Source organism: Kitasatospora sp. NA04385 (assembly GCF_013364235.1).
Lineage (GTDB): Bacteria > Actinomycetota > Actinomycetes > Streptomycetales > Streptomycetaceae > Kitasatospora.
Genome location: NZ_CP054919.1, coordinates 5,922,890 through 5,942,597, shown reverse-complemented (window position 1 = coordinate 5,942,597; position 19,708 = coordinate 5,922,890). Strand labels below are relative to the sequence as shown.

18 protein-coding genes and 1 pseudogene are annotated in these 19,708 nt (G+C 72.6%); 11 read left to right on the top strand and 8 right to left on the bottom strand.

Annotated elements, in window-relative coordinates; genetic code table 11:
- Positions 1-226: 226 nt before the first annotated feature.
- The gene (locus HUT16_RS26420) at positions 227-709 is read left to right on the top strand and encodes a hypothetical protein (RefSeq protein ID WP_176190550.1); all 483 of its coding nucleotides are present in this window, start codon (positions 227-229) and stop codon (positions 707-709) included.
- Here HUT16_RS26420 and HUT16_RS26415 read toward each other — a convergent pair.
- Positions 701-1,476 (bottom strand): annotated as a pseudogene (locus HUT16_RS26415) (IS5 family transposase). The gene HUT16_RS26420 and the pseudogene HUT16_RS26415 sit on opposite strands and share 9 nt — an antisense overlap.
- Positions 1,477-1,622: 146 nt before the next feature.
- Between HUT16_RS26415 and HUT16_RS26410 the strand changes: the two are divergent.
- Positions 1,623-2,156 (top strand): nitroreductase family deazaflavin-dependent oxidoreductase, encoded by a 534-nt coding sequence (locus HUT16_RS26410; protein WP_368662714.1) that lies wholly within the window; start codon positions 1,623-1,625, stop codon positions 2,154-2,156.
- A 21-nt stretch (positions 2,157-2,177) separates the two neighbouring features.
- Here the strand turns inward: HUT16_RS26410 and HUT16_RS26405 are convergent, their stop codons facing one another.
- On the bottom strand, positions 2,178-2,342 hold the full coding sequence (locus HUT16_RS26405) for a hypothetical protein (RefSeq protein WP_176190548.1): 165 nt from the start codon (positions 2,340-2,342) through the stop codon (positions 2,178-2,180).
- Between the two features lie 117 nt (positions 2,343-2,459).
- A complete protein-coding gene (locus tag HUT16_RS26400; RefSeq protein WP_176190547.1) occupies positions 2,460-3,218 on the bottom strand; it encodes a DeoR/GlpR family DNA-binding transcription regulator in 759 nt (252 codons plus the stop codon).
- Positions 3,219-3,309: 91 nt separating this feature from the next.
- Between HUT16_RS26400 and HUT16_RS26395 the strand changes: the two genes are divergently transcribed.
- Positions 3,310-3,678: a DUF4406 domain-containing protein gene (locus tag HUT16_RS26395; RefSeq protein ID WP_176190546.1), complete on the top strand. Its 369-nt coding sequence runs from the start codon at positions 3,310-3,312 to the stop codon at positions 3,676-3,678.
- Positions 3,675-4,457, top strand: a complete 783-nt coding sequence (locus HUT16_RS26390) for an NUDIX domain-containing protein (protein WP_176190545.1) — start codon at positions 3,675-3,677, stop codon at positions 4,455-4,457. Before HUT16_RS26395 ends, HUT16_RS26390 begins: the two co-directional genes overlap by 4 nt.
- 160 nt (positions 4,458-4,617) lie before the next feature.
- Here HUT16_RS26390 and HUT16_RS26385 read toward each other — a convergent pair whose 3' ends face one another.
- Positions 4,618-5,178, bottom strand: a complete 561-nt coding sequence (locus tag HUT16_RS26385) for a GNAT family N-acetyltransferase (RefSeq protein ID WP_176190544.1) — start codon at positions 5,176-5,178, stop codon at positions 4,618-4,620.
- Between the two features lie 110 nt (positions 5,179-5,288).
- Complete coding sequence (locus HUT16_RS26380; RefSeq protein ID WP_176190543.1) at positions 5,289-5,777, bottom strand: MarR family winged helix-turn-helix transcriptional regulator; 489 nt, start codon at positions 5,775-5,777, stop codon at positions 5,289-5,291.
- 508 nt (positions 5,778-6,285) lie between these two features.
- Here HUT16_RS26380 and HUT16_RS26375 point away from each other — a divergent pair.
- Positions 6,286-7,026, top strand: coding sequence for an MBL fold metallo-hydrolase (locus tag HUT16_RS26375; RefSeq protein ID WP_254897995.1), 741 nt, complete (start codon positions 6,286-6,288; stop codon positions 7,024-7,026).
- A 222-nt stretch (positions 7,027-7,248) separates the two neighbouring features.
- Here HUT16_RS26375 and HUT16_RS26370 read toward each other — a convergent pair whose 3' ends face one another.
- Both HUT16_RS26370 and HUT16_RS26365 read right to left on the bottom strand, forming a co-directional pair.
- Positions 7,249-7,833: a hypothetical protein gene (locus tag HUT16_RS26370; RefSeq protein ID WP_176190541.1), complete on the bottom strand. Its 585-nt coding sequence runs from the start codon at positions 7,831-7,833 to the stop codon at positions 7,249-7,251.
- 372 nt (positions 7,834-8,205) lie between these two features.
- Positions 8,206-9,516: a glutamine synthetase family protein gene (locus HUT16_RS26365; protein WP_176190540.1), complete on the bottom strand. Its 1,311-nt coding sequence runs from the start codon at positions 9,514-9,516 to the stop codon at positions 8,206-8,208.
- A gap of 209 nt (positions 9,517-9,725) precedes the next feature.
- Here HUT16_RS26365 and HUT16_RS26360 point away from each other — a divergent pair, with 209 nt between their 5' ends.
- Together HUT16_RS26360 and HUT16_RS26355 are read left to right on the top strand one after the other, a co-directional pair.
- Entirely contained in the window at positions 9,726-10,364 is a 639-nt protein-coding gene (locus HUT16_RS26360) for a TetR/AcrR family transcriptional regulator (protein ID WP_176190539.1), read from the top strand.
- Positions 10,365-10,487: 123 nt separating this feature from the next.
- Entirely contained in the window at positions 10,488-11,975 is a 1,488-nt protein-coding gene (locus tag HUT16_RS26355) for an MFS transporter (RefSeq protein ID WP_176190538.1), read from the top strand.
- 62 nt (positions 11,976-12,037) lie between these two features.
- Here the strand turns inward: HUT16_RS26355 and HUT16_RS26350 are convergent, their stop codons facing one another.
- Complete coding sequence (locus HUT16_RS26350) at positions 12,038-12,622, bottom strand: Uma2 family endonuclease (RefSeq protein WP_176190537.1); 585 nt, start codon at positions 12,620-12,622, stop codon at positions 12,038-12,040.
- 399 nt (positions 12,623-13,021) lie between these two features.
- Here HUT16_RS26350 and HUT16_RS26345 point away from each other — a divergent pair, with 399 nt between their 5' ends.
- The 4 genes from HUT16_RS26345 to HUT16_RS26330 all read left to right on the top strand — a co-directional run bounded on the left by HUT16_RS26345 (position 13,022) and on the right by HUT16_RS26330 (position 19,706).
- The gene (locus tag HUT16_RS26345) at positions 13,022-14,800 is read left to right on the top strand and encodes a 3-hydroxyacyl-CoA dehydrogenase family protein (RefSeq protein ID WP_176190536.1); all 1,779 of its coding nucleotides are present in this window, start codon (positions 13,022-13,024) and stop codon (positions 14,798-14,800) included.
- 194 nt (positions 14,801-14,994) lie between these two features.
- Positions 14,995-15,897, top strand: coding sequence for a TetR family transcriptional regulator (locus tag HUT16_RS26340; RefSeq protein ID WP_176190535.1), 903 nt, complete (start codon positions 14,995-14,997; stop codon positions 15,895-15,897).
- Positions 15,898-16,278: 381 nt separating this feature from the next.
- Positions 16,279-17,682, top strand: a complete 1,404-nt coding sequence (ccrA, locus tag HUT16_RS26335; protein WP_176190534.1) for a crotonyl-CoA carboxylase/reductase — start codon at positions 16,279-16,281, stop codon at positions 17,680-17,682.
- Positions 17,682-19,706 carry a protein meaA gene (locus tag HUT16_RS26330; RefSeq protein WP_176190533.1) on the top strand — a complete coding sequence of 675 codons (2,025 nt, stop codon included), beginning with the start codon at positions 17,682-17,684 and terminating at the stop codon, positions 19,704-19,706. The genes ccrA and HUT16_RS26330 overlap by 1 nt, the downstream gene beginning before the upstream one ends.
- Positions 19,707-19,708: the final 2 nt, after the last annotated feature.

Below are 19,708 nucleotides of genomic sequence, written 5' to 3'. Positions count from 1 at the left end.
CCTCCGACAGCACCACAAAGCACAGGGCCAGCACCACGCCCTCGCCCATCGGCTCTACAGCTCCTACTCCAACAACCCGAGCCGCCGCTCCAAAATCCCCACAGATGGCATCAGGTCGACCGTCACCCGATCGGTGGCCGCTTTGCAAAGGCTCAGTACGCCCCGCATTAGACATCGCTTCTTTTGGTGCTTCCTGGTGTCCGAGGTGTGCAGGGATACTTCCGGGGTGCTGTTGACATGGATCGCCGAGGTAGCGGACGAACCGCTGGTGCTGGAGCCGACTGATCCGCGGGTGGAGTGGGAGACCAACACCTGGTGGCTGGGGGCAGAGGATGAGGACAGGCGCGCCTTGTCCGTGTCGGAGGTGATCGCCGCCTTTGAGCAGACCGCCGAAGGCATCCGGCTCCGCATCCGCGAGATGGGCTTCGCCGGGGTGGCGACCTTCTACGTGTGGCACGACGAGCAGGCCGGGCAGCTCCGATGCTCAACCGGATCGGTGGCCGCGGACGAACTGCCCTTCGGCAGTGCGTACGCGCCTTCTGACGATCTCGGTGCCGTCATCGAGGGCTTCCTGAACGACCGGACGCCGGGCTTGGTTGCCTGGTCGGACCTCGAGATTGAGGACGGCCAGGCAGAGCAGGACGTTCCCGAGCCAGAGACCGCACCTTTTCCCGTGTGGGTCCGCAGCGTCGGAGCGGTCTCACGCTGACCGGCCCCGCTCGGCGGCACGGGTGAGACGGCGGTAGCAGATCAGGAGTGCGGCGATGCCGGCGAAAGCGAGGAAATGCCCGGCCTTGCGCTCGTAGCGTCAGTGCAGGCGCTGGCATCCGGAGACCCATGACGTGGTGCGCTCGACAACCCGGCGGTGGCGACCCGGGCGCTGGGAGGACTCGATGCCTCGGCGGGCGGTGCGGGGGACGATGCCGCGGGAGCGCAGCCATCGCCGCAGGTGGTCGTGGCCGTAGCCCTTGTCGCCGTGCAGCTTGGCCGGTCGGCGTCGGCGCGATCCGCGTCGGGAACGGATGGGCGGGATGCCGAGCACCAACGGTTCCAGGGCCTGGCTGTCGCGCAGATTGGCTCCGGAGATGGAGAGCGAGATCGGCAGGCCGTTTCGGCCGCAGATCAGGTGGATCTTCGATCCGTTCTTGCCACGGTCGGCCGGATTCGGTCCGATCAGAGGCACCCTTGAGGGCGCGGATGCTCACCGAATCGATGGCACACCGTGGCCAGTCCAGCGCCCCCCTGGGCGTCGAGTTCCCCCAGGACGACCCGGTACAGCCGGGCCCGGAGCCGGTCGCGGCTCCATCGCGCAAAGCGCCGGTAGACCGTCTGCCAGCAGGCCCCGAAGACTGGCGGGAGCTGGCGCCAGGTGCAACCCGAAGCCGCTACGAACACGATCGCGACCGGCACTTCCCGGTCCCCGGCCCGCCGTCGACCTCCGCCCTGTGGGCGCTGAACGACCGCCGGCGGCACCATACGTCGAAACAACTCCCACAACTCGCCCGGGACCAGGCGCTCAACAAGACTCTCCACGACCACTCAACAACCACTGGCACCAAAAGGAACGACGTCTTAGCGGTTGACTACCCGAGGCCCACTGAGCAGGTGCACGGACCGGACGGGTGCGCGGACCGGGCCGGTGCTGCTGCACGAAATCCGTTGGGCGGCAAACCATTTGGCGCGTAGCGTGCGTGACGTTCCGTCAATTCCCTTTCCCCGGAGGTGTCAACGTGTCGTCAGAGCGGCTCCGGTGCAACCAACTGGTGATCGACGAGTTCCGCTCCGCTGGCGGGGTGGTGGGCGGCGACTTCGCCGGGGTCCCCCTGTTGCTGCTCACGACCACCGGCGCTCGCAGCGGGGAGCCTCGCGTCATGCCGGTGACCTACCTGGAGGACGGTGGGCGGCTGGTGGTCTTCGGGGCCAACGGGGGTCGGCCGAACCACCCCGGCTGGTACCACAACCTGCTCGCCGACCCGGCCGCCCGCGTCGAGGTCGGCACCGAGAGCTTCCCCGTCACCGCGTCGGTGGCCGAGGACGCGGAACACGACCGGCTCTGGGCCTTGCAGTTGCTGCGCACCCCGTACTTCGCAGGCTTCCAGGAGCGGGCCGGACGCCGGATCCCGGTCGTCGTCCTGACCCGGGACGCCGCACCGTAGACACCGGCGGCGTACCGGGGCTCACCAGACGTACGCCCCGGGCGCGGGCTTGGAACCGTTGGGCGCGGGCGAGGGGAAGAGCACGGGCCAGGGGAAGAGCTCGTCCGGCGCAAGGACGAACAGGCCCCGGACGCCCTCGCGGCGCTCGTCGTGGACACCCTGCTCCGGAGCGCCGGAACGCCGCACCCCGACCGGCCCCGAGAGCGGCCGCGCGGCGGCACGGCGGCGCGACCAGGCATCGACGCGGCGACGCGACCGTGCTCCAGCGCGGCGACGCGGCCGTGCTCCGGCGCGGCGACGCGGTCAGCGCGCCCGGCGAATCTCCAGGCCGGAGGCGGCGAGGCGTTCCAGGGTCGGGTGGTCGGGGGCCGCGTCGGTGATCAGGCCGGCGACGCGCTCCCAAGGCAGGACGCGGAACGGGGAGGCGGCGCCGATCTTCTCGGCGGAGGCCAGGATCCAGGTCTCGGCGGCCCGGGCGGCCAGCGCGCGCTTCATCGCGGCCTCGTCCGCGTCCCCGGTGGTGAGCCCCGCCTCGGGGTGGACGCCGGTGACGCCGAGCAGGCACAGGTCGGCGGAGACGTTCTGCGCGGCCTCGACGGCGGCGGCTCCGCAGGCGACCGCGGAGTGCTTGAACACCCGGCCACCGAGCAGGAACAGCTCGGCCCGGGGGTGCTCCAGCAGGGCCGCCACCACCGTCGGGCTGTGGGTGATCACGGTGCAGTCGAGGTCGGGTGGGAGCAGGCCGGCGACGGCGAGCGCGGTGGTGCCACCGTCCAGGATCAGCGTGCTGCCGGGACGGATCAGGTCGACGGCCGCGGCGGCCACCTTCCGCTTGCCGTCGGGTGTCACCGACTGCCGCTCGGCGTAGTCCGCCATCGCCGGGGACGCGGGCAGCGCCCCGCCGTAGACCCGCTGGCACAGCCCTTCGGCGGCGAGGTCGCGCAGGTCGCGGCGGACGCTGTCCTCGGAGATGCCGAGTTCGGCGGCGACGTCCTTGGCCACCACCTTGCCCTCCCGGGCGAGCAGTCCGAGCAGGTGGTCACGCCGTTCAGCAGCCAGCATCCGCATTCTCTCCCGTTCTTTCACGTTTCTGCATGTATCGTAGCGCCCCATGACCCGGAAAGCAGCAACACGCCCCGACACCGACTCCCCCATGCTCGTCCTGATCGCCGGTCCGTACCGCTCTGGCACCGGCGGCGATCCGGCGGCGATGGCCGCCAACCTGGCCCGGCTGGAGGCCGCGGCCTGGCCGGTCTTCGCCGCCGGGCACCTGCCCGTGATCGGCGAGTGGATCGCCCTGCCGGTGCTCCGCTCGGCTGGGGCGGGGCCGACCGACCCGCTGGCCGACCAGGTGCTGTACCCGGCCGCGGACCGGCTGCTGGCCCACTGCGACGCGGTGCTCCGACTGCCCGGCGACTCCACCGGCGCGGACCAGGACGTGGCCACCGCCCGCCGCCGCGGCCTGCCGGTCTACCACGACATCGCCGAACTCCCCCGCCGCGCGCCCCAGGAGGACGCGTGAGCGGCCGCCCGGGGATCGACCTCCCCGACCACCGCGGCCGCACCGGCCTGGACCGCGTCGGCCGCGGCCTGCGCCGCAACCCGGACGTGCGGGTGCGCGAGGTCGAACTCACCTCGCAGGGTTGGCACGTACTGCGCCGCACCACCTTCGACTACCGCCGCCGGGACGGCCGGTGGACCACCCAGCAGCGGGAGACCTATGACCGGGGCGACGGCGCCGCGGTCCTGCCGTACGACGCCGCGCGCGGCACCGTGCTGCTGACCCGCCAGTTCCGCTACCCGGCCTACGTCAACGGGCACCCCGACGGGATGCTGATCGAGGCGGCCGCCGGGCTGATCGACGCCTCCGACCTGGACGGCCCAGATGGCCCAGACGGCCCGGGCGACGCGAACGGTCCGGACGGCGCCGCCGACGCGGTGCGCCGCGAGAGCAGGGAGGAACTGGGCGTGGAGCTCGGCCCGTTGACGCACGTGCTGGACGCCTACATGAGCCCGGGCTCGGTCACCGAACGGCTGCACTGCTTCGCGGCGCCCTACCTCCAGGCCGACCGGACCGGACGCGGCGGCGGCCTGGAGGAGGACGGCGAGGACATCGAGGTGCTCGAACTGCCCTTCGCCGAGGCGCTGGCGATGACCCGGGACGGCCGGATCACCGACGGCAAGACCGTGCTGCTGCTCCAGTGGGCCGCACTGGACGGCCCGTTCGCCGGGCGGTCGACGAGCGACGCGGCCGATGGCAGGACGAGCCACTCGGTGAAGGGCGGGGCGAACCGCGGTTAGAACCGCTCCGGCCACGGCGTCCAGCGCGACGCCGGAGGCCGGGACCGGAGACCGGCCCCGGTCGGCGGTCGGCGGTCGGCGGTCGGCGGTCGGCGGTCGGCGGTCGGCCTCACTGTTTCGCCACCTCGCGCGGGATCGTGCAGAAACGTGCAGGCGGTGTTCAGAGCCCGGTGGGACCGCCGTACCGGGCGAAGAATTCCTCGGCGAACATCGCGAACAGCACCACGTCACGGTGTTCACCCGCGACGAAGAAGTGCTGGCGCAGGCGGCCCTCCTCGGTGAAGCCGAGCTGCCGCTGGAGGGCCAGCGAGGGCGCGTTGTGGGCGAACACCCGGGCGGTGGCCTTGTGGTGGCGGCGCTCCTCGAACTGGTGGCGCAGCACCAGCCGGACCGCCTCGACCGCGTAGCCGCGACGGCGGTGCTCGGCACCGACGGTGATGCCGTACTCGAACAGGCCGCTGCGGTCGTCGGCCCGGTGTACGCCGGTCGTACCGACGGCGGCGCCGTCGGCGAGGGACTCGATGATCAGCTGGTAGGTGCCGGCCGTCGGGTCCGCGGCGGCCTTCTGCCGGGCGAGGGCCGCCCAGCCCTCGGCGGAGCGCGGCGGGTCGAGCACGTCGCCGAGCCGCTCCTCCTGCGCGGAGAGCCGGGCGAGCAGCGGCCCGTCCTCCGGTTCGACCGCCCGCAGGCGTACGCGTTCACCCGTCCAGTAGCTCGTCATCCGAGCTTCGTACCACGGCCGGTCCGCCCCCGTCCGGGGGTTTCCCGGCCAGGGGTTCCCCCCTCCCCGGACGGGGCTTGCGCGTTCCGGGGAGGGCGCGGGGGCGACCGTCAGCCGCTCTGGGCCGGGATGATCGGGAACCGGGCCGCGACGGCCGCGCCGCCGGGGGTGCCGTTGAGCAGGCGGCGCAGCAGGTCGGCCAGCGCGCGGGCCTCGTACTGGTCCAGGCGGTCACCCATCAGGTCGAGCAACGGGCTTGCGGTCTCGCCGAGTTCGGCGAGCTTGGCGAGGCCGCCGGGGGTGATGGCGAGCAGCACGGTGCGGCGGTCGGTGGGGCTGGGGGTGCGGGCCACCAGGCCCGCCTTGACCAGGGAGTCCACCAGCCGGCTGGGGCTGCCCGCCTCGCAGACCAGGCGGCGGCCGACCTCGGCGAGGGTGAGGTGCTCACCGCCGGAGAGCACCTCCAGCACCTCGCCCTGGGCGGGGGTGATGCCGGACTGCTTGAGCGCGTGGCCCAGTCGGCGGCTGCCCTCCCGCTGGGCGGCGAGCACCAGCAGGCGGATCTCGTTCAGCGTCCTGGCGTGTTCGGCCGTTTCCACCGGCTCAGGTCCTTTCCTCGGGCAACGCGCGGCAGGGGCGAGGTTGACACCTCCTCAGCCCCTCCACCATATTCAGTGACACGACATCGATGACATGACATCAATGTCGCATCATCGATACTGCATCATCGATGTCGGGGTGTCGATGACCTCACATCGATGCCGCGACAACGGTGCCGCCACATCGATAGCGCCTCACCGATGACGCAACATGCGTGATGAGGCATGCGCGATGAGACATGCGTGACGCGCCATCAATGAACCGACACCAATGAGGCGACATCGATGTTGCGTCATTAGTTGTCGCAACATCGATATCCGGCCAATGCCCAGGAGGGTACGCGACCCATCCGCTACAGCGCACTCTTGCGCTCACCCACTCGGCCCAGCCACCCCGCCAAACCAAGGAGCGTCCCACCATGAACCCCACCCCCGACGTCCTGCTGCTCGACGGCCCAGCCCGGCCCGGCGCGCGCATCACCCCGGTGCGGGGCGAGGCGGTGGCCCGGTGAGCACCCGGGTGCTGCGGTTCGGTGATCCGCACGTCAACTTCCACCTGCTCGTCGACGGCACCGACCTGACCCTGGTCGACGCCGGGCTCCCCTCCCACCTGCCGCTGCTGGAGGCCGGGTTGGAGCGGATCGGCCGTCGCCTGGACGACCTGCGGGCGGTCCTGGTCACCCACGGTCACCTGGACCACCTCGGTCTGGCCGGTCCGCTCACCCAACGCACCGGCGCCGAGGTCTGGGTGCACGCCGAGGACGCCCCGCTGCTCGCCGACCCGCTGCGCGGCAACGCCAAGTCGCCCACCGAGGGCAACGTGCTGCGGTACGCGCTGCGCCGCCCGTCCGCGCTGCGCACCCCCGTGCACTTCGCCCGGCGCGGCATGCTGCGCACCCGTCCGGTCCGCGCCCCGCGGACCTTCCGGGGCGGCGAGCAACTCGACGTCCCCGGGCGCCCGTTCGCGGTGCACGCCCCCGGCCACACCCCGGGCAGCGCGGTCTTCCTGCTGCCCGGCGGGGCGGCCGCGTTCACCGGGGACGCGCTGGTCACCGCCGACACCGTCGGCGGCCGCAGCGGCCCCAGCCTGGTCTGCCGCGCCTTCACCCGGGACAGCGCGCAGGCGCTGCGCTCGCTGGAGGCGATGGCCGACCTGGACGCCGACACCGTCCACCCCGGCCACGGCGAGCCGTGGCCGGGCGGCCTGGCCGACGCCGCCCGCCGCGCGCTGGCCGCCGGACAGGTCTGACGGGTCTGCGGGCACACCGACCGGCGGGAGGGCCGGGGGGAAAGGGAGAGGGAGTTGCGCCGTCGAGGACACCGAGGGACTCCGCGGCGCCCCGACGGTGGGATTCAACAGCGACATTCACCGGTGAGACCCGGCGGCGGAATCCGGCGGCGGAATCCGGCAGCGGGGACGGGGAGCTGCTGTACGTCGAACGCACCGCGTCACTGCAGGAGTTGGCGCCGGTCAGGAACCCCACGCGAGGAAGAACACCGCCGCTCCGGCGGCCATCGCGGCCAGCACGGCGATCCCCGCTCCGCCCAGCGGGACCTTCGGTTCGTGCACCCGGGTGCTCTCCGGCGCGGTGTCCAGCGGCACCCGGATCTCTTCCCGGCAGCGCTCGGGGACCTCGACGCGCCAGGGGCGTTCCGGGTCGTAGGCGACGTCCAGCGTGCGTCCGGCGGCGAACTCCTGGAGGTGCATCACGTTGACCCGGGTGGTACCGGACACCCGGTACGCGGGGCGGCCCTTGGGGGCTACCGTCAGGTCGAGTTCCAGCCTGTGGTCCGGACCGTCACCGGTCGCTTGGGCGTCCTCGATCCGGGCGAGCGCGGGCGAGAGCTTCCCCTTGGCCTCCAGCCCGGCGCGCCTGCGACGGCCGACATAGACCAGGGCGCAGGCGCCCAGGGCCGTCCAGGGCGCGAGGTTGATCCCGATGACGAACTGGGCTATCGCGCCGCCGTCCTCATCGCCCAGTCGGGTCGCCCCCTGCGCCACCGCCCCCAACTCGCCGCCCACGACGACGAACAGCAGCAGCCCCACCCAGAACATCCCGTTCCCCCTCCACGTTCCCGGCCCACGGCGCCCACACTCTAGGGGTCCGAGGTGACGCGCTCGGAAACCCCGGGACGTTCGGTGCCCCGGGCCGTTGGGAATCCCGGCTCGTTCGGAAACCCTGTGACATCCCGGGCGGTGAACCGCGGCTGAAGGGTGACAGGGCGGGAATCCTCGGGGGAACGGTCATCGTGGCATCGGCAACGACTCGCGGCGCGGACGCGGAGTACACGGAGTTCGCCGCCAGCACCGGCACCGGCACCGGCACCGGCTGAGCCGAAACCACCCCGGCACCGGCACCGGCTGAGCCGAAACCACCCCGGCACCGGCACCGGCTGAGCCGCAACCACCCCGCCCCGGCCCCTGTCGTCAGTAGCGGTAGCGGACGGCCGCCGCGACCTCCTCGGGCCCGAGGCCGGCGAAGCGTTCGGCCTCGGCCTCCCGGACGTCGAGGACGGCCCGCCAGAGCGGTTCGCCCATCGCGGCGCGCAGCACCTCGGACTTGCGCAGCGCGTCGACGGCCTGGTCGAGGGTGGCGGGGAGGCGTTCGGCGGCGCCCTCGGGGTCGCCGGTGGTCTCGGCGGGCAGGTGGAGGGCGGCGCCGAGACCGGCGAGGCCCGCGGCGAGGACGCCGCCGACGGCGAGGTAGGGGTTGGCGGCGGCGTCGAAGCACTTGATCTCGGCGTTGGCCTGCTCGGGTGCGGAGCCGGTGATCAGGCGGAGCGCGGCCTCCCGGTTCTCCAGGCCCCAGCAGCGGTAGGGGCCGGACCAGCGGCCGGGGGCCAGGCGCAGGTAGCTGGCGACGGAGGGGGCGCCGAGGGCGAGCAGCGCGGGGAGTTCGGCGAGGACGCCGGCCAGGAACGCCTCGGCCTCGCGGGTGAGGCCGTGCGGCCCGGCCCCGCCGTGGCCGAGGTTGCGGCCGTCGCGCCACAGGCTGAGGTGGAGGTGGCCGCCGTTGCCGACGCCGCCGGGGTCGGTGACGGGGGCGAAGCTGGCCCGCAGCCCGTGCCGCAGCGAGACGGCCTGGACGGTGTGCCGCACCAGCAGCGCGGTGTCGGCGGCCTCGACGGGGCCGGTGGGGGCGACGGACAGCTCGTACTGGCCCTCGGTGTACTCGGGGTGCAGTTGGAGGACGGTGAGTTCCTGTTCGCGCAGGGTGCGCAGCAGGTCGCGCAGGTAGTCGCTGTTGCCGATCAGGCGGCGCATGCCGTAGGCGGGGCCGGGTTCGCCGCCGTCGACGATCCACTCGACCTCGATGCCGGCCCGGACGGCCAGGCCGAGGTCGGCGAGCGCGTCGGCGGTGCGGCGGGCGAAGTGGCGCTGGCAGCCGGGGTGGGGTTCGCCCTGCTGGGTCCACCGGTCGCCGGGGGCCCAGGCCCAGCCGGGCTGGGCGGCGAGGCGGTGCAGGCCGGTGAGGTCGGGGACCAGGCGCAGGTCGCCGACGGGGCCGGCGGTGGGGGCGGTGGAGTCGTCGACCAGGAAGGCGTCGAAGCAGGGGGCGGCGCCGACGCCCCAGCGGGCGGCGGATTCGAGGCCGCGGACGGGGACGGTCTTGACCCGGGTGACGCCGGCGTTGTCGACCCAGCTGACGATCACTCCGTCGACGCCCTCGGCCTCGATCCGGGTGGCGGCCGTCCGGGCCTCGGCGGCGCGGTCGGCGCGTGGCTTGGCGGTGCTCATGGACCCATCCTGACCAGGGGTTTCGGGTCGGCCGGGGGAACGCGCCGGGGGTCACTCGTCCGTGCGTGGGAAGGAGCGTCGCAGATGTGACGCAGGCCACATCGGATGATGAAATTTCCGGGGACCAGTTCCCCGTTTAGACATCTGTCCGCAACAAAACGGGGAGATGATCCCCAGTACCGCCCACCGCCGCTCGAAGGGAGCGCAGCATGACCGTCGTCACCACCGCCGCTCCCGTCCGGCGGGCGGACGCGGCCCGCAACCGGGCCCGCATCGTGGCCGCGGCCCGGGAGGCCTTCGTCGAGTACGGGGCGATGGCCCCGCTGGACGAGATCGCCCGCCGGGCCGGGGTCGGGAACGCCACGCTGTACCGGAACTTCGCCGACCGCCGGACGCTGATCCAGCAGGTGTCCATCGCCGTGATGCAGCGGATCGTGGCGCACGCGCACGCGGCCACCGCGGAGGAGTCCGACTCCTTCGCGGCGTTCAGCCGCTTCGTGCTCGCCTCGGCCGAGGAGCGGATCGGCGCGCTCTGTCCGCTGCTCTCCGACTCCGTCGACCTCGAAGAACCCGAACTCGCCGAAGCGCGCGCCGAGATGAAGCGGGTCACCCAGGACCTGATCGCCCGCGCCCAGGCCGACGGCCTGCTCCGCACCGACGTCGGAGCCGGCGACATCGTCGTCGCCATGGCCCAGCTCACCCGACCGCTCCCCGGCTTCGGCTGCCTCGACCTGGACCCGCACGTCCGGCGTCACCTGCAGTTGCTGCTGGACGGCCTGCGGGCTCCCGCACCGTCCGTGCTGCCCGGCCGTGCCGCGACCCTGGAGGACCTCACGCCCCGCGCCTGACTCCGCACCGGCACTCCGGCGGCACCGACGCCGCCCTCACGACTTCCCACGGGACGCCCGTCCACCGGCCGCGGTCCCGCACGCAATCCGTACGCTCTCTCGCACACACAAGTGGGTACCTCCATGTCTGACACCCTCCAGCCGGACCCGCGCCGGTGGAAGGCGCTCGTCTTCATCGCGCTCGCGCAACTGATGGTCGTGCTCGACGCGACCGTGGTGAACATCGCCCTCCCGCACGCCAAGGAGGACCTCGGCTTCGCCGACAGCACCACCCAGTGGGTGATCACCGCCTACGCCCTGGCCTTCGGCAGCCTGCTGCTGTTCGGCGGCCGGGTCGCCGACCTGTGGGGCCGCCGCCGGACCTTCATGGTCGGCCTGGTCGGCTTCGCCGCGGCCTCCGCGCTGGGCGGCGCCGCCGTCAACACCACCATGCTGCTCGGCGCCCGCGCCCTGCAGGGCGTGTTCGGCGCGCTGCTGGCGCCCGCCGCGCTGTCGCTGCTGGCCGTGATGTTCACCGACGGCAAGGAGCGCGCCAAGGCGTTCGGCATCTACGGCGCCGTCGCCGGCGGTGGCGGTGCGATCGGCCTGATCCTGGGCGGCGCCCTCACCGAGTACCTGAACTGGCGCTGGACCTTCTACGTCAACATCCCGTTCGCCGTGGTCGCCATCGCCGGCGCGCTGCTGGTCATCAGCGAGCCCGCCGTCGGCCTGAACCGCAACCGCCTGGACATCCCGGGCGTGCTGCTGGTCACCACCGGCCTGGTCTCGCTGGTGTACGGCTTCACCCGGGCCGAGCAGGAGGGCTGGGGCGACAGCAGCACCATCGGCCTGTTCGTGGCCGCCGCCGTGCTGCTCGCCGCGTTCGTGGTCGTCGAGAGCCGGGTCAAGGCCCCGCTGCTGCCGCTGCGCGTGATCACCGACCGCAACCGCGGCGGTGTCTACCTCTCGCTCGGCATGGCCGTGATCGGCATGTTCGGCCTGTTCCTGTTCCTCACCCTCTACATGCAGGGCGTGCTCGGCTACAAGCCGCTGGTCAACGGCGTCGCCTTCCTCCCGATGGTGGCCGGCATGATCACCGGCTCCACCCAGATCGGCGCCCGCCTGATGACCCGGGTCCCGGCCCGGTACCTGATGGCGCCCGGCTTCGTGGTCGCCTCGCTCGGCCTGCTGATCCTGACCCAGATCGACGTCAACACCTCGTACTGGCAGATCCTCCCCGGCCTGGTCCTGATGGGCCTGGGCATGGGCACCGCGTTCATGCCCGCGATGAGCCTGGCCACCTACGGCGTCCAGCCGCGGGACGCCGGTGTCGCCTCGGCGATGGTCAACACCTCCCAGCAGGTCGGCGGCGCGATCGGCACCGCCCTGCTGAGCACCGTCGCGCACAGCGCCGGCACCTCGTGGGCCAAGGCGCACGCGGCCACCGCCACCGACCCGAAGCTGTTCCAGCTCCAGGCCCAGGTGCACTCCTACTCCGTCGCGATCTGGGCGGCCTTCGGCATCCTGCTGCTGGCCGGCGTCACCGCGGGCGTCCTGGTCAACGCCGGCAAGCCCGAGCACCACACCGAGGGCGCCGGCGCCGAGGAGGCCGTCCCGGTGATGGCGCACTGACGCGCTGACGCACCACGCACGAACGGCCCGCCCGGAGCACTCCGGGCGGGCCGTTCGGCGTTTCAGCGTGCGTAGCGCTTGAGCTCCTCGGTGTCGAGGAGGACACCGACCGGGTCGGGCAGGACAACCTCGTGGCCGTAGGCGCGCGTCGTGACGGTCTCGTAACGGCCGCCCTGCGGATCGCTGTGAACGGTTACCGCGCCCGCGTCCCGGTCGATCAGCAGGTAGACCGGGATTCCGGCCTCGGCGTACGCCACCGGCTTCTCGACCCGGTCGCGCCGGTGGGTGTCGGAGTCGTAGGAAGTCACCTCCACCACCATGAGCACCTGCTCGGGATCGGCCCACTCGCCCTGTCCGGCGAAGGCACCGTCCTCGGCGAGCGCACCGTCGGGCTTCGCGTGTCCGGCCCGGTAGCGATCGACGCGCAGCCCCTGCTCGACGTACAGCCACAGGTCCGGGCGGTGCTGCATGCAGCGCCTCGAAACCCAGCGGATGATCTCCCCGTGGTCGCCGTCGGGCACCGGCTTGACTCCGATCCTGCCGTTGATGAACTCGAACACCACGTCCTCCCGCTCAGCGGCTATGGCGGCGATGTTCCTGAACTGCTCGAGTTCCATCTGCGGGCGCTCGGTCGTCATGACAGCCATGGTGTCCTCCTTCGGCAGCTGCGGCCACAGTATGGGCGCGCCGACGGCCCGGCGGGTCGCGTTCCCCTCTTCCTACCCGCCGGTAGCTCGGCTACAGTGTCGGCACGCGCCAGCGCCGGGCTACGGGAGCCGCACCGGCAGGTCGCGTTCCCTTCTCCTGTGCGCGCGTCGGCGTAGCCGTTCACGACCCGGTCGGAGCGCCTGAGCACCACGGCACTGCCCCCGGACGGAACTGGAGCGGACCAGTCCGTACCGCGGGTGCCGCAGTTCTTCTTCCGTTCCCGTTTCTCCCGTGCCGCCGGCACACCCTCCCCCGTCACACCCTCCGCCCGGGTTCGCGCTGCCGCGGCCGGGCGGTGGCGGGGGCCGCGGCACGGGCCCATGACAAGGAGTCTGGACATGGAGCGTCCCTTCCCCACCGTCGCCGTGGTCGGCCTGGGCACCATGGGTGCCGGCGTGGCCGTGGCACTGGCGCGCAGCGGGCGTCGGGTGATCGGCGTGGAGGCCGGTCCGACGCAGGCGCTGCGGGCGCTGGACCGGATCGAGGCGTCCACCGCGCGGGCGGTGGAGCGCGGGCGGCTGTCGGCCGAGGAGCGGGCGGCGCTGCTGGCGCTGGTCGAGGTCGGCGACGACCTGACCGCCGCGGCGGCGGCCGACCTGGTGGTCGAGGAGGTCCCGGAGGACCTGGAGCTCAAGCGGGCGCTGTTCGCCGAGCTGGACCGGATCTGCCCGCCGGAGACGGTGCTGGCGACCGGCACCACGGCGCTGAGCGTGACCCGGATCGCGGCGGCCACCACCCGCCCGGAGCGGGTGCTGGGGGTGCACTTCTTCAACCCGGTGCACACGATGCGCCTGGTGGAGGTGGTCCGCACGGTGCTGACCTCGCCCGGGGCGGCCGAGCAGGTCGCCGAACTGGCCCGCGACCTGGGCAAGGAGCCGGTGACGGCGGGCGACCGGGCCGGGTTCATCGCCAACGGCCTGCTGTTCGCGTACCTGAACCAGGCGGCGGCGATGTTCGAGTCCCGGTACGCGACCCGGGAGGACATCGACGCGGCGATGCGGCTGGGCTGCGGCCTGCCGATGGGCCCGCTGGCGCTGCTGGACCTGATCGGCGTGGACACCGCCCGCACCGTGCTGGAGGCGATGTACGCGCAGTCCGGGGACCGGCTGCACGCGCCGGCGCCGGTGCTGGGCCAGCTGGCCGCGGCGGGCCTGCTGGGCCGCAAGTCGGGCCGCGGCTTCTACACCTACGAGGCGCCGGGCTCCTCGAGGACGGTCGCCGAGCCGGCCGCGGCGGGCGCGGGGCCCCGGGCGGCCGGGCGCGAGGTGCGCGGCATCGGCGTGTGCGGCAGCGGGACGATGGCGACCGGCATCGTGGAGGTGTTCGCGAAGGCGGGCTTCCCGGTGCTGCTGGCGGCCCGCAGCCAGGAGAAGGCGGAGCGGGCGAAGGCGCAGCTGGCGCGGTCGCTGGAGCGTTCGGTGGCCAAGGGCCGGCTGTCGGAGCAGGACCGGGACGCGGCGCTGGCGCTGGTCACCCCGACCGGCTCGTACCGGGACCTGGCGGACGTCGACCTGGTGGTGGAGGCGGTCGCGGAGGACCTGGCGGTCAAGCGCGAGCTGTTCGCCGTCCTGGACGGGATCGTCAAGCCGGGTGCGGTGCTGGCCACCACGACCTCCTCGCTGCCGGTGATCTCCTGCGCGACGGCGACCTCCCGGCCGCAGGACGTGGTCGGGATGCACTTCTTCAACCCGGCGCCGGCGATGAGGCTGGTGGAGGTGGTCTCCACGGTGCTGACCGCCGGGGACGTCACGGCGACGGTGCTGGAGCTGTGCGCGAAGGTGCGCAAGCACCCGGTGGAGTGCGGCGACCGGGCCGGGTTCATCGTGAACGCGCTGCTGTTCCCGTACCTGAACGACGCGGTGCGGATGCTGCAGGAGCACTACGCGACGGTGGACGACATCGACACCGCGATGAAGCTGGGCTGCGGCTACCCGATGGGCCCGTTCGAACTGCTGGACGTGGTGGGCCTGGACGTGTCGCTGACCATCGAGCAGGTGCTGCACCAGGAGTTCCGGGAGCCAGGGCTGGCCGCGGCGCCGCTGCTGGAGCACCTGGTGGCGGCGGGCTGCCTGGGGCGCAAGACGGGGCGTGGTTTCCGCGACCACGCACGGCGATGACCGGCCGCCCGGTGCCCGCGCCGCAGGGCCGGCCGCCGTCCTCAGGGGGCGTCAACCCGCTTGCGGCGAAGCCTCCTTGGGGTGCGGGGTCGGTCTCCTCGCGGTGGCCCCGGCCCGCCGTGGCACCGCCGGGGGCGCCGGTGCGCCGGGGCAGGCCGGACGGCGGTGCACCGGGTGCGTGTAGCGTTCCGAACATGGATCGCCAGACCTCGCCTCCCCAGCAGCAGCCGCCGGCCGCCGGGCCCGACCAGCCTCGTGCGGGGGCGGAGTCCGGACCGGGCAGCCGCCGGGCCGCCGCCCAGCGCCTGCAGATGCGCCAGGACCTCACCGCGGCGGCGATGGAGCTGTTCGCCACCCAGGGGTACGAGGAGACGACGGTCGATCAGATCGCGGCCGCGGCGGGGGTCGCCCGGCGCACCTTCTTCCGATACTTCCGGTCGAAGGAGGAGGCGATCTTCCCGGACCACGACGACACCCTGGTGCGGGTGGCGGACCTGCTGGCCAGCGCCGAGGCCGAGGAGCACCCGTTGGACGTGGTGTGCCGGGGCATCAAGGAGGTGCTGCGGATGTACGCCTCCACGCCGGAGATGTCGGTGGCCCGCTACCAGCTGATCCGGCAGGTCCCGGCGCTGCGCGAGCGCGAGATCGCGGTGGTCTCCCGCTACGAGCGGCTGTTCACCCGTTACCTGCTGGGCCGGTTCGACGCGGCCGAGCAGACCCCGCCGGGCTGGCAGCGCGGCGGGGACGACGACTCGATGCTGGCCGAGGTGTCGGCGGCGGCGGTGGTCGCGGCGCACAACCACGTGCTGCGGCGCTGGCTGCGGGCCGGCGGGCACGGCGACGTGGAGGCGCAGCTCGACCACTCCTTCGGGGTGATCCGGGGGACGTTCTGGCCGACGCCGCCGAGCGGGGCGCGCCGCCGCGGCGCCACCGTGGCACCCGGTGCCAGTGGTGACGGTGGGGAGGCCGAGGCGGTGAGCGCACTGAGTGCCAGTCCGGGCGGTGAGGTGCTGATCACAGTCGCCCGGACGGACGCACCGCTGGAGTCGGTGGTGGATTCGATCAGAGCCGCCCTGGCCGGCAGAACTTCCGGGTAATCCCGGGTAATCCAGGCGGTTTCCGCAGATCAGCCACAGATTCGAAGGTCCGTTCCCGTTTTCGGGGACGGGCCTTCGGCCTGTCCGGGCCGGTTCGGCACCGCGTGTCCTGGCTCACGCCACGACTTGGCACCGCGTGTCTTTACGAGTGGCACAGGGTGCCACTACCTTGTTCCCACCGGCTGCGGCGCCGCGGCTCCCCACCTCGGCGCGCCGTCCTCCGGCGTCCCCCACCGCGGGGGCGTGAACCAGCAGCACCCACGCGACACCACCCTCCGTCGCACCCGCAGCACCCATCCACCCTCAGCGAAGCCGGTGTCCGCTCCCGGCTCCCCCAGACGCCCTGTGTCCCTCGCACAGGTACGCCTTCGGAGGCAGCCCATGCAGGAAATTCTCGACGCGATCCTCAGCGGCGACGCCACGTCCGCCGACTACGCCGCCCTGGCGCTGCCCGAGTCCTACCGGGCCGTGACGCTCCACAAGGACGAGGAGCAGATGTTCGCCGGCCTGGCCAGCCGGGACAAGGACCCGCGCAAGTCGCTCCACCTGGACGACGTGCCGCTGCCCGAACTCGGCCCGGGCGAGGCCCTGGTGGCCGTGATGGCCAGCTCGGTCAACTACAACACGGTGTGGAGCTCGATCTTCGAGCCGGTCTCCACCTTCGGCTTCCTGGAGCGCTACGGCCGCCTGTCGCCGCTGACCAGGCGTCACGACCTGCCGTACCACGTGCTCGGCTCCGACCTGGCGGGCGTGGTGCTGCGCACCGGCGCCGGGGTCAACGCCTGGAAGCCCGGCGACGAGGTCGTCGCGCACTGCCTGTCGGTCGAGCTGGAGTCCCCCGACGGCCACAACGACACGATGATGGACCCGGAGCAGCGGATCTGGGGCTTCGAGACCAACTTCGGCGGCCTGGCCCAGCTCGCCCTGGTGAAGACCAACCAGCTGCTGCCCAAGCCCAAGCACCTCAGCTGGGAGGAGGCCGCCTCCCCGGGCCTGGTCAACTCCACCGCCTACCGGCAGCTGGTCTCGCGCAACGGCGCGGGCATGAAGCAGGGCGACAACGTGCTGATCTGGGGCGCCAGCGGCGGCCTCGGCTCGTACGCCACCCAGTACGCGCTGGCCGGCGGCGCCACCCCGATCTGCGTGGTCTCCAGCCCGCAGAAGGCCGACATCTGCCGCGCCATGGGCGCCGAGGCGATCATCGACCGCTCGGCCGAGGGCTACAAGTTCTGGAAGGACGAGCAGAACCAGGACCCGCGCGAGTGGAAGCGGCTGGGCGCGAAGATCCGCGAGTTCACCGGCGGCGAGGACGTGGACATCGTCTTCGAGCACCCGGGCCGGGAGACCTTCGGCGCCTCGGTCTACGTCACCCGCAAGGGCGGCACCATCGTCACCTGCGCCTCCACCTCCGGCTACATGCACCAGTACGACAACCGCTACCTGTGGATGTCGCTCAAGCGCATCGTCGGCTCGCACTTCGCCAACTACCGCGAGGCGTTCGAGGCCAACCGGCTGATCGCCAAGGGCAAGATCCACCCGACGCTGTCCAAGGTCTACGCGCTGGAGGAGACCGGCCAGGCCGCCCTGGACGTGCACCACAACAAGCACCAGGGCAAGGTCGGCGTGCTCTGCCTGGCACCGCAGGAGGGGCTGGGCGTGCGCAACACCGAGTTGCGCGAGCAGCACCTGACCAAGATCAACGTCTTCCGCGAGCTCGACGAGCGGAACATCGAGCACAGCCGCGAGCTCGACGAGCGGAACGACAAGCACAGCCGGAACGTCTGATGGGCGCCCAGGAGCGCGACCGGCCGTGGCTGATGCGCACCTACGCCGGGCACTCCACCGCGAGTGACTCCAACGCGCTGTACCGGCGCAACCTGGCGAAGGGCCAGACCGGCCTGTCGGTGGCCTTCGACCTGCCGACCCAGACCGGCTACGACTCCGACCACGTCCTCGCCCGCGGCGAGGTCGGCCGGGTCGGCGTGCCGGTCGGGCACCTGGGCGACATGCGGACCCTGTTCGACGGCATCCCGCTGGAGCGCACCAACACCTCGATGACCATCAACGCCACCGCCATGTGGCTGCTGGCGCTCTACCAGGTGGTCGCCGAGGAGCAGGGCGCGGACATCGCCAGGCTCACCGGCACCACCCAGAACGACATCGTCAAGGAGTACCTGTCGCGCGGGACGCACGTCTTCCCGCCCGGCCCTTCGGTGCGGCTGATCACCGACATGATCGCCTACACGGTGGCGCACATCCCCAAGTGGAACCCGATCAACATCTGCAGCTACCACCTGCAGGAGGCCGGGGCGACGCCCGTCCAGGAGATCGCCTACTCGATGTGCACCGCGATCGCCGTCCTGGACGCCGTCCGCGACTCCGGGCAGGTCCCGGCGGAGCGGATGGGCGAGGTGGTCGGCCGGATCTCCTTCTTCGTCAACGCGGGCGTCCGCTTCGTCGAGGAGATGTGCAAGATGCGGGCGTTCAACCGGCTGTGGGAGAAGCTCACCCGGGAGCGCTACGGCATCGAGGACGCCAAGCAGCGCCGCTTCCGCTACGGCGTGCAGGTCAACTCGCTGGGTCTGACCGAGGCGCAGCCGGAGAACAACGTCCAGCGGATCGTGCTGGAGATGCTGGCCGTCACGCTCTCCAAGGACGCCCGCGCCCGCGCCGTCCAGCTCCCGGCCTGGAACGAGGCGCTGGGCCTGCCCCGGCCCTGGGACCAGCAGTGGTCGCTGCGCATCCAGCAGGTGCTGGCGTACGAGTCGGACCTGCTGGAGTACGGCGACCTGTTCGACGGCTCGCACGTGGTGGAGGCCAAGACCTCCGAGCTGCTGGCCGGCGCGGAGGCGGAGATCGCCAAGGTGCTGGGGATGGGCGGGGTGATCCCGGCCGTCGAGTCCGGCTACCTGAAGTCCGCGCTGGTCGCCTCGCACGCCGAGCGGCGGGCCCGGATCGAGGCCGGCGAGGACAAGATCATCGGCGTCAACTGCTTCGACAGCACCGAGGAGAACCCGCTCACCGCGGACCTGGACGCCGCCATCATGGTGGTCGACCCGGCCGCCGAGCGCTCGGTGCTGGCCCAGCTGGACGCCTGGCGGGCCGGGCGCGACGAGGCCGCCGTGCAGGAGGCGCTGGCCCGCCTCAAGGAGGTGGCCGCCACCGAGGAGAACCTGATGGCCGCCACCCTGGCCTGCGCCCGGGCCGGCGCCACCACCGGCGAGTGGTCGTTCGCGCTGCGCGAGGTGTTCGGCGAGTACCGCGCCCCCACCGGCGTCGGCGGCGCCCCGGTCGCGGTCGCGGCCGAGCCGGGCGGCGAACTCGCCGCCGTCCGGGAGGCGGTGGCCGCCACCGCCGCCGAACTCGGCGCCGGCAAGCTGCGCCTGCTGGTCGGCAAGCCCGGCCTGGACGGGCACTCCAACGGCGCCGAGCAGATCGCCGTCCGGGCCCGCGACGCCGGGTTCGAGGTGGTCTACCAGGGCATCCGCCTGACGCCCGAGCAGATCGTCTCGGCGGCCGTCGCCGAGGACGTGCACTGCGTGGGCCTGTCCATCCTGTCCGGCGCGCACCCCGAGCTGGTGCCGGACGTCCTGCACCGGCTGCGCCGCGCGGGGGTGGAGGATGTGCCGGTGATCGTGGGTGGAATCATCCCGGCAGCGGACGCGGAGGTCCTGCGGGACTCCGGCGTCGCCGCCGTGTTCACACCCAAGGACTTCGGCATCACCACCATCATCGGCCGGATCGTGGACGAGATCCGGCTGGCCAACAGGCTCCAGCCGTGGACCGTGACCACCGCCGCGGCCGGCTGAAC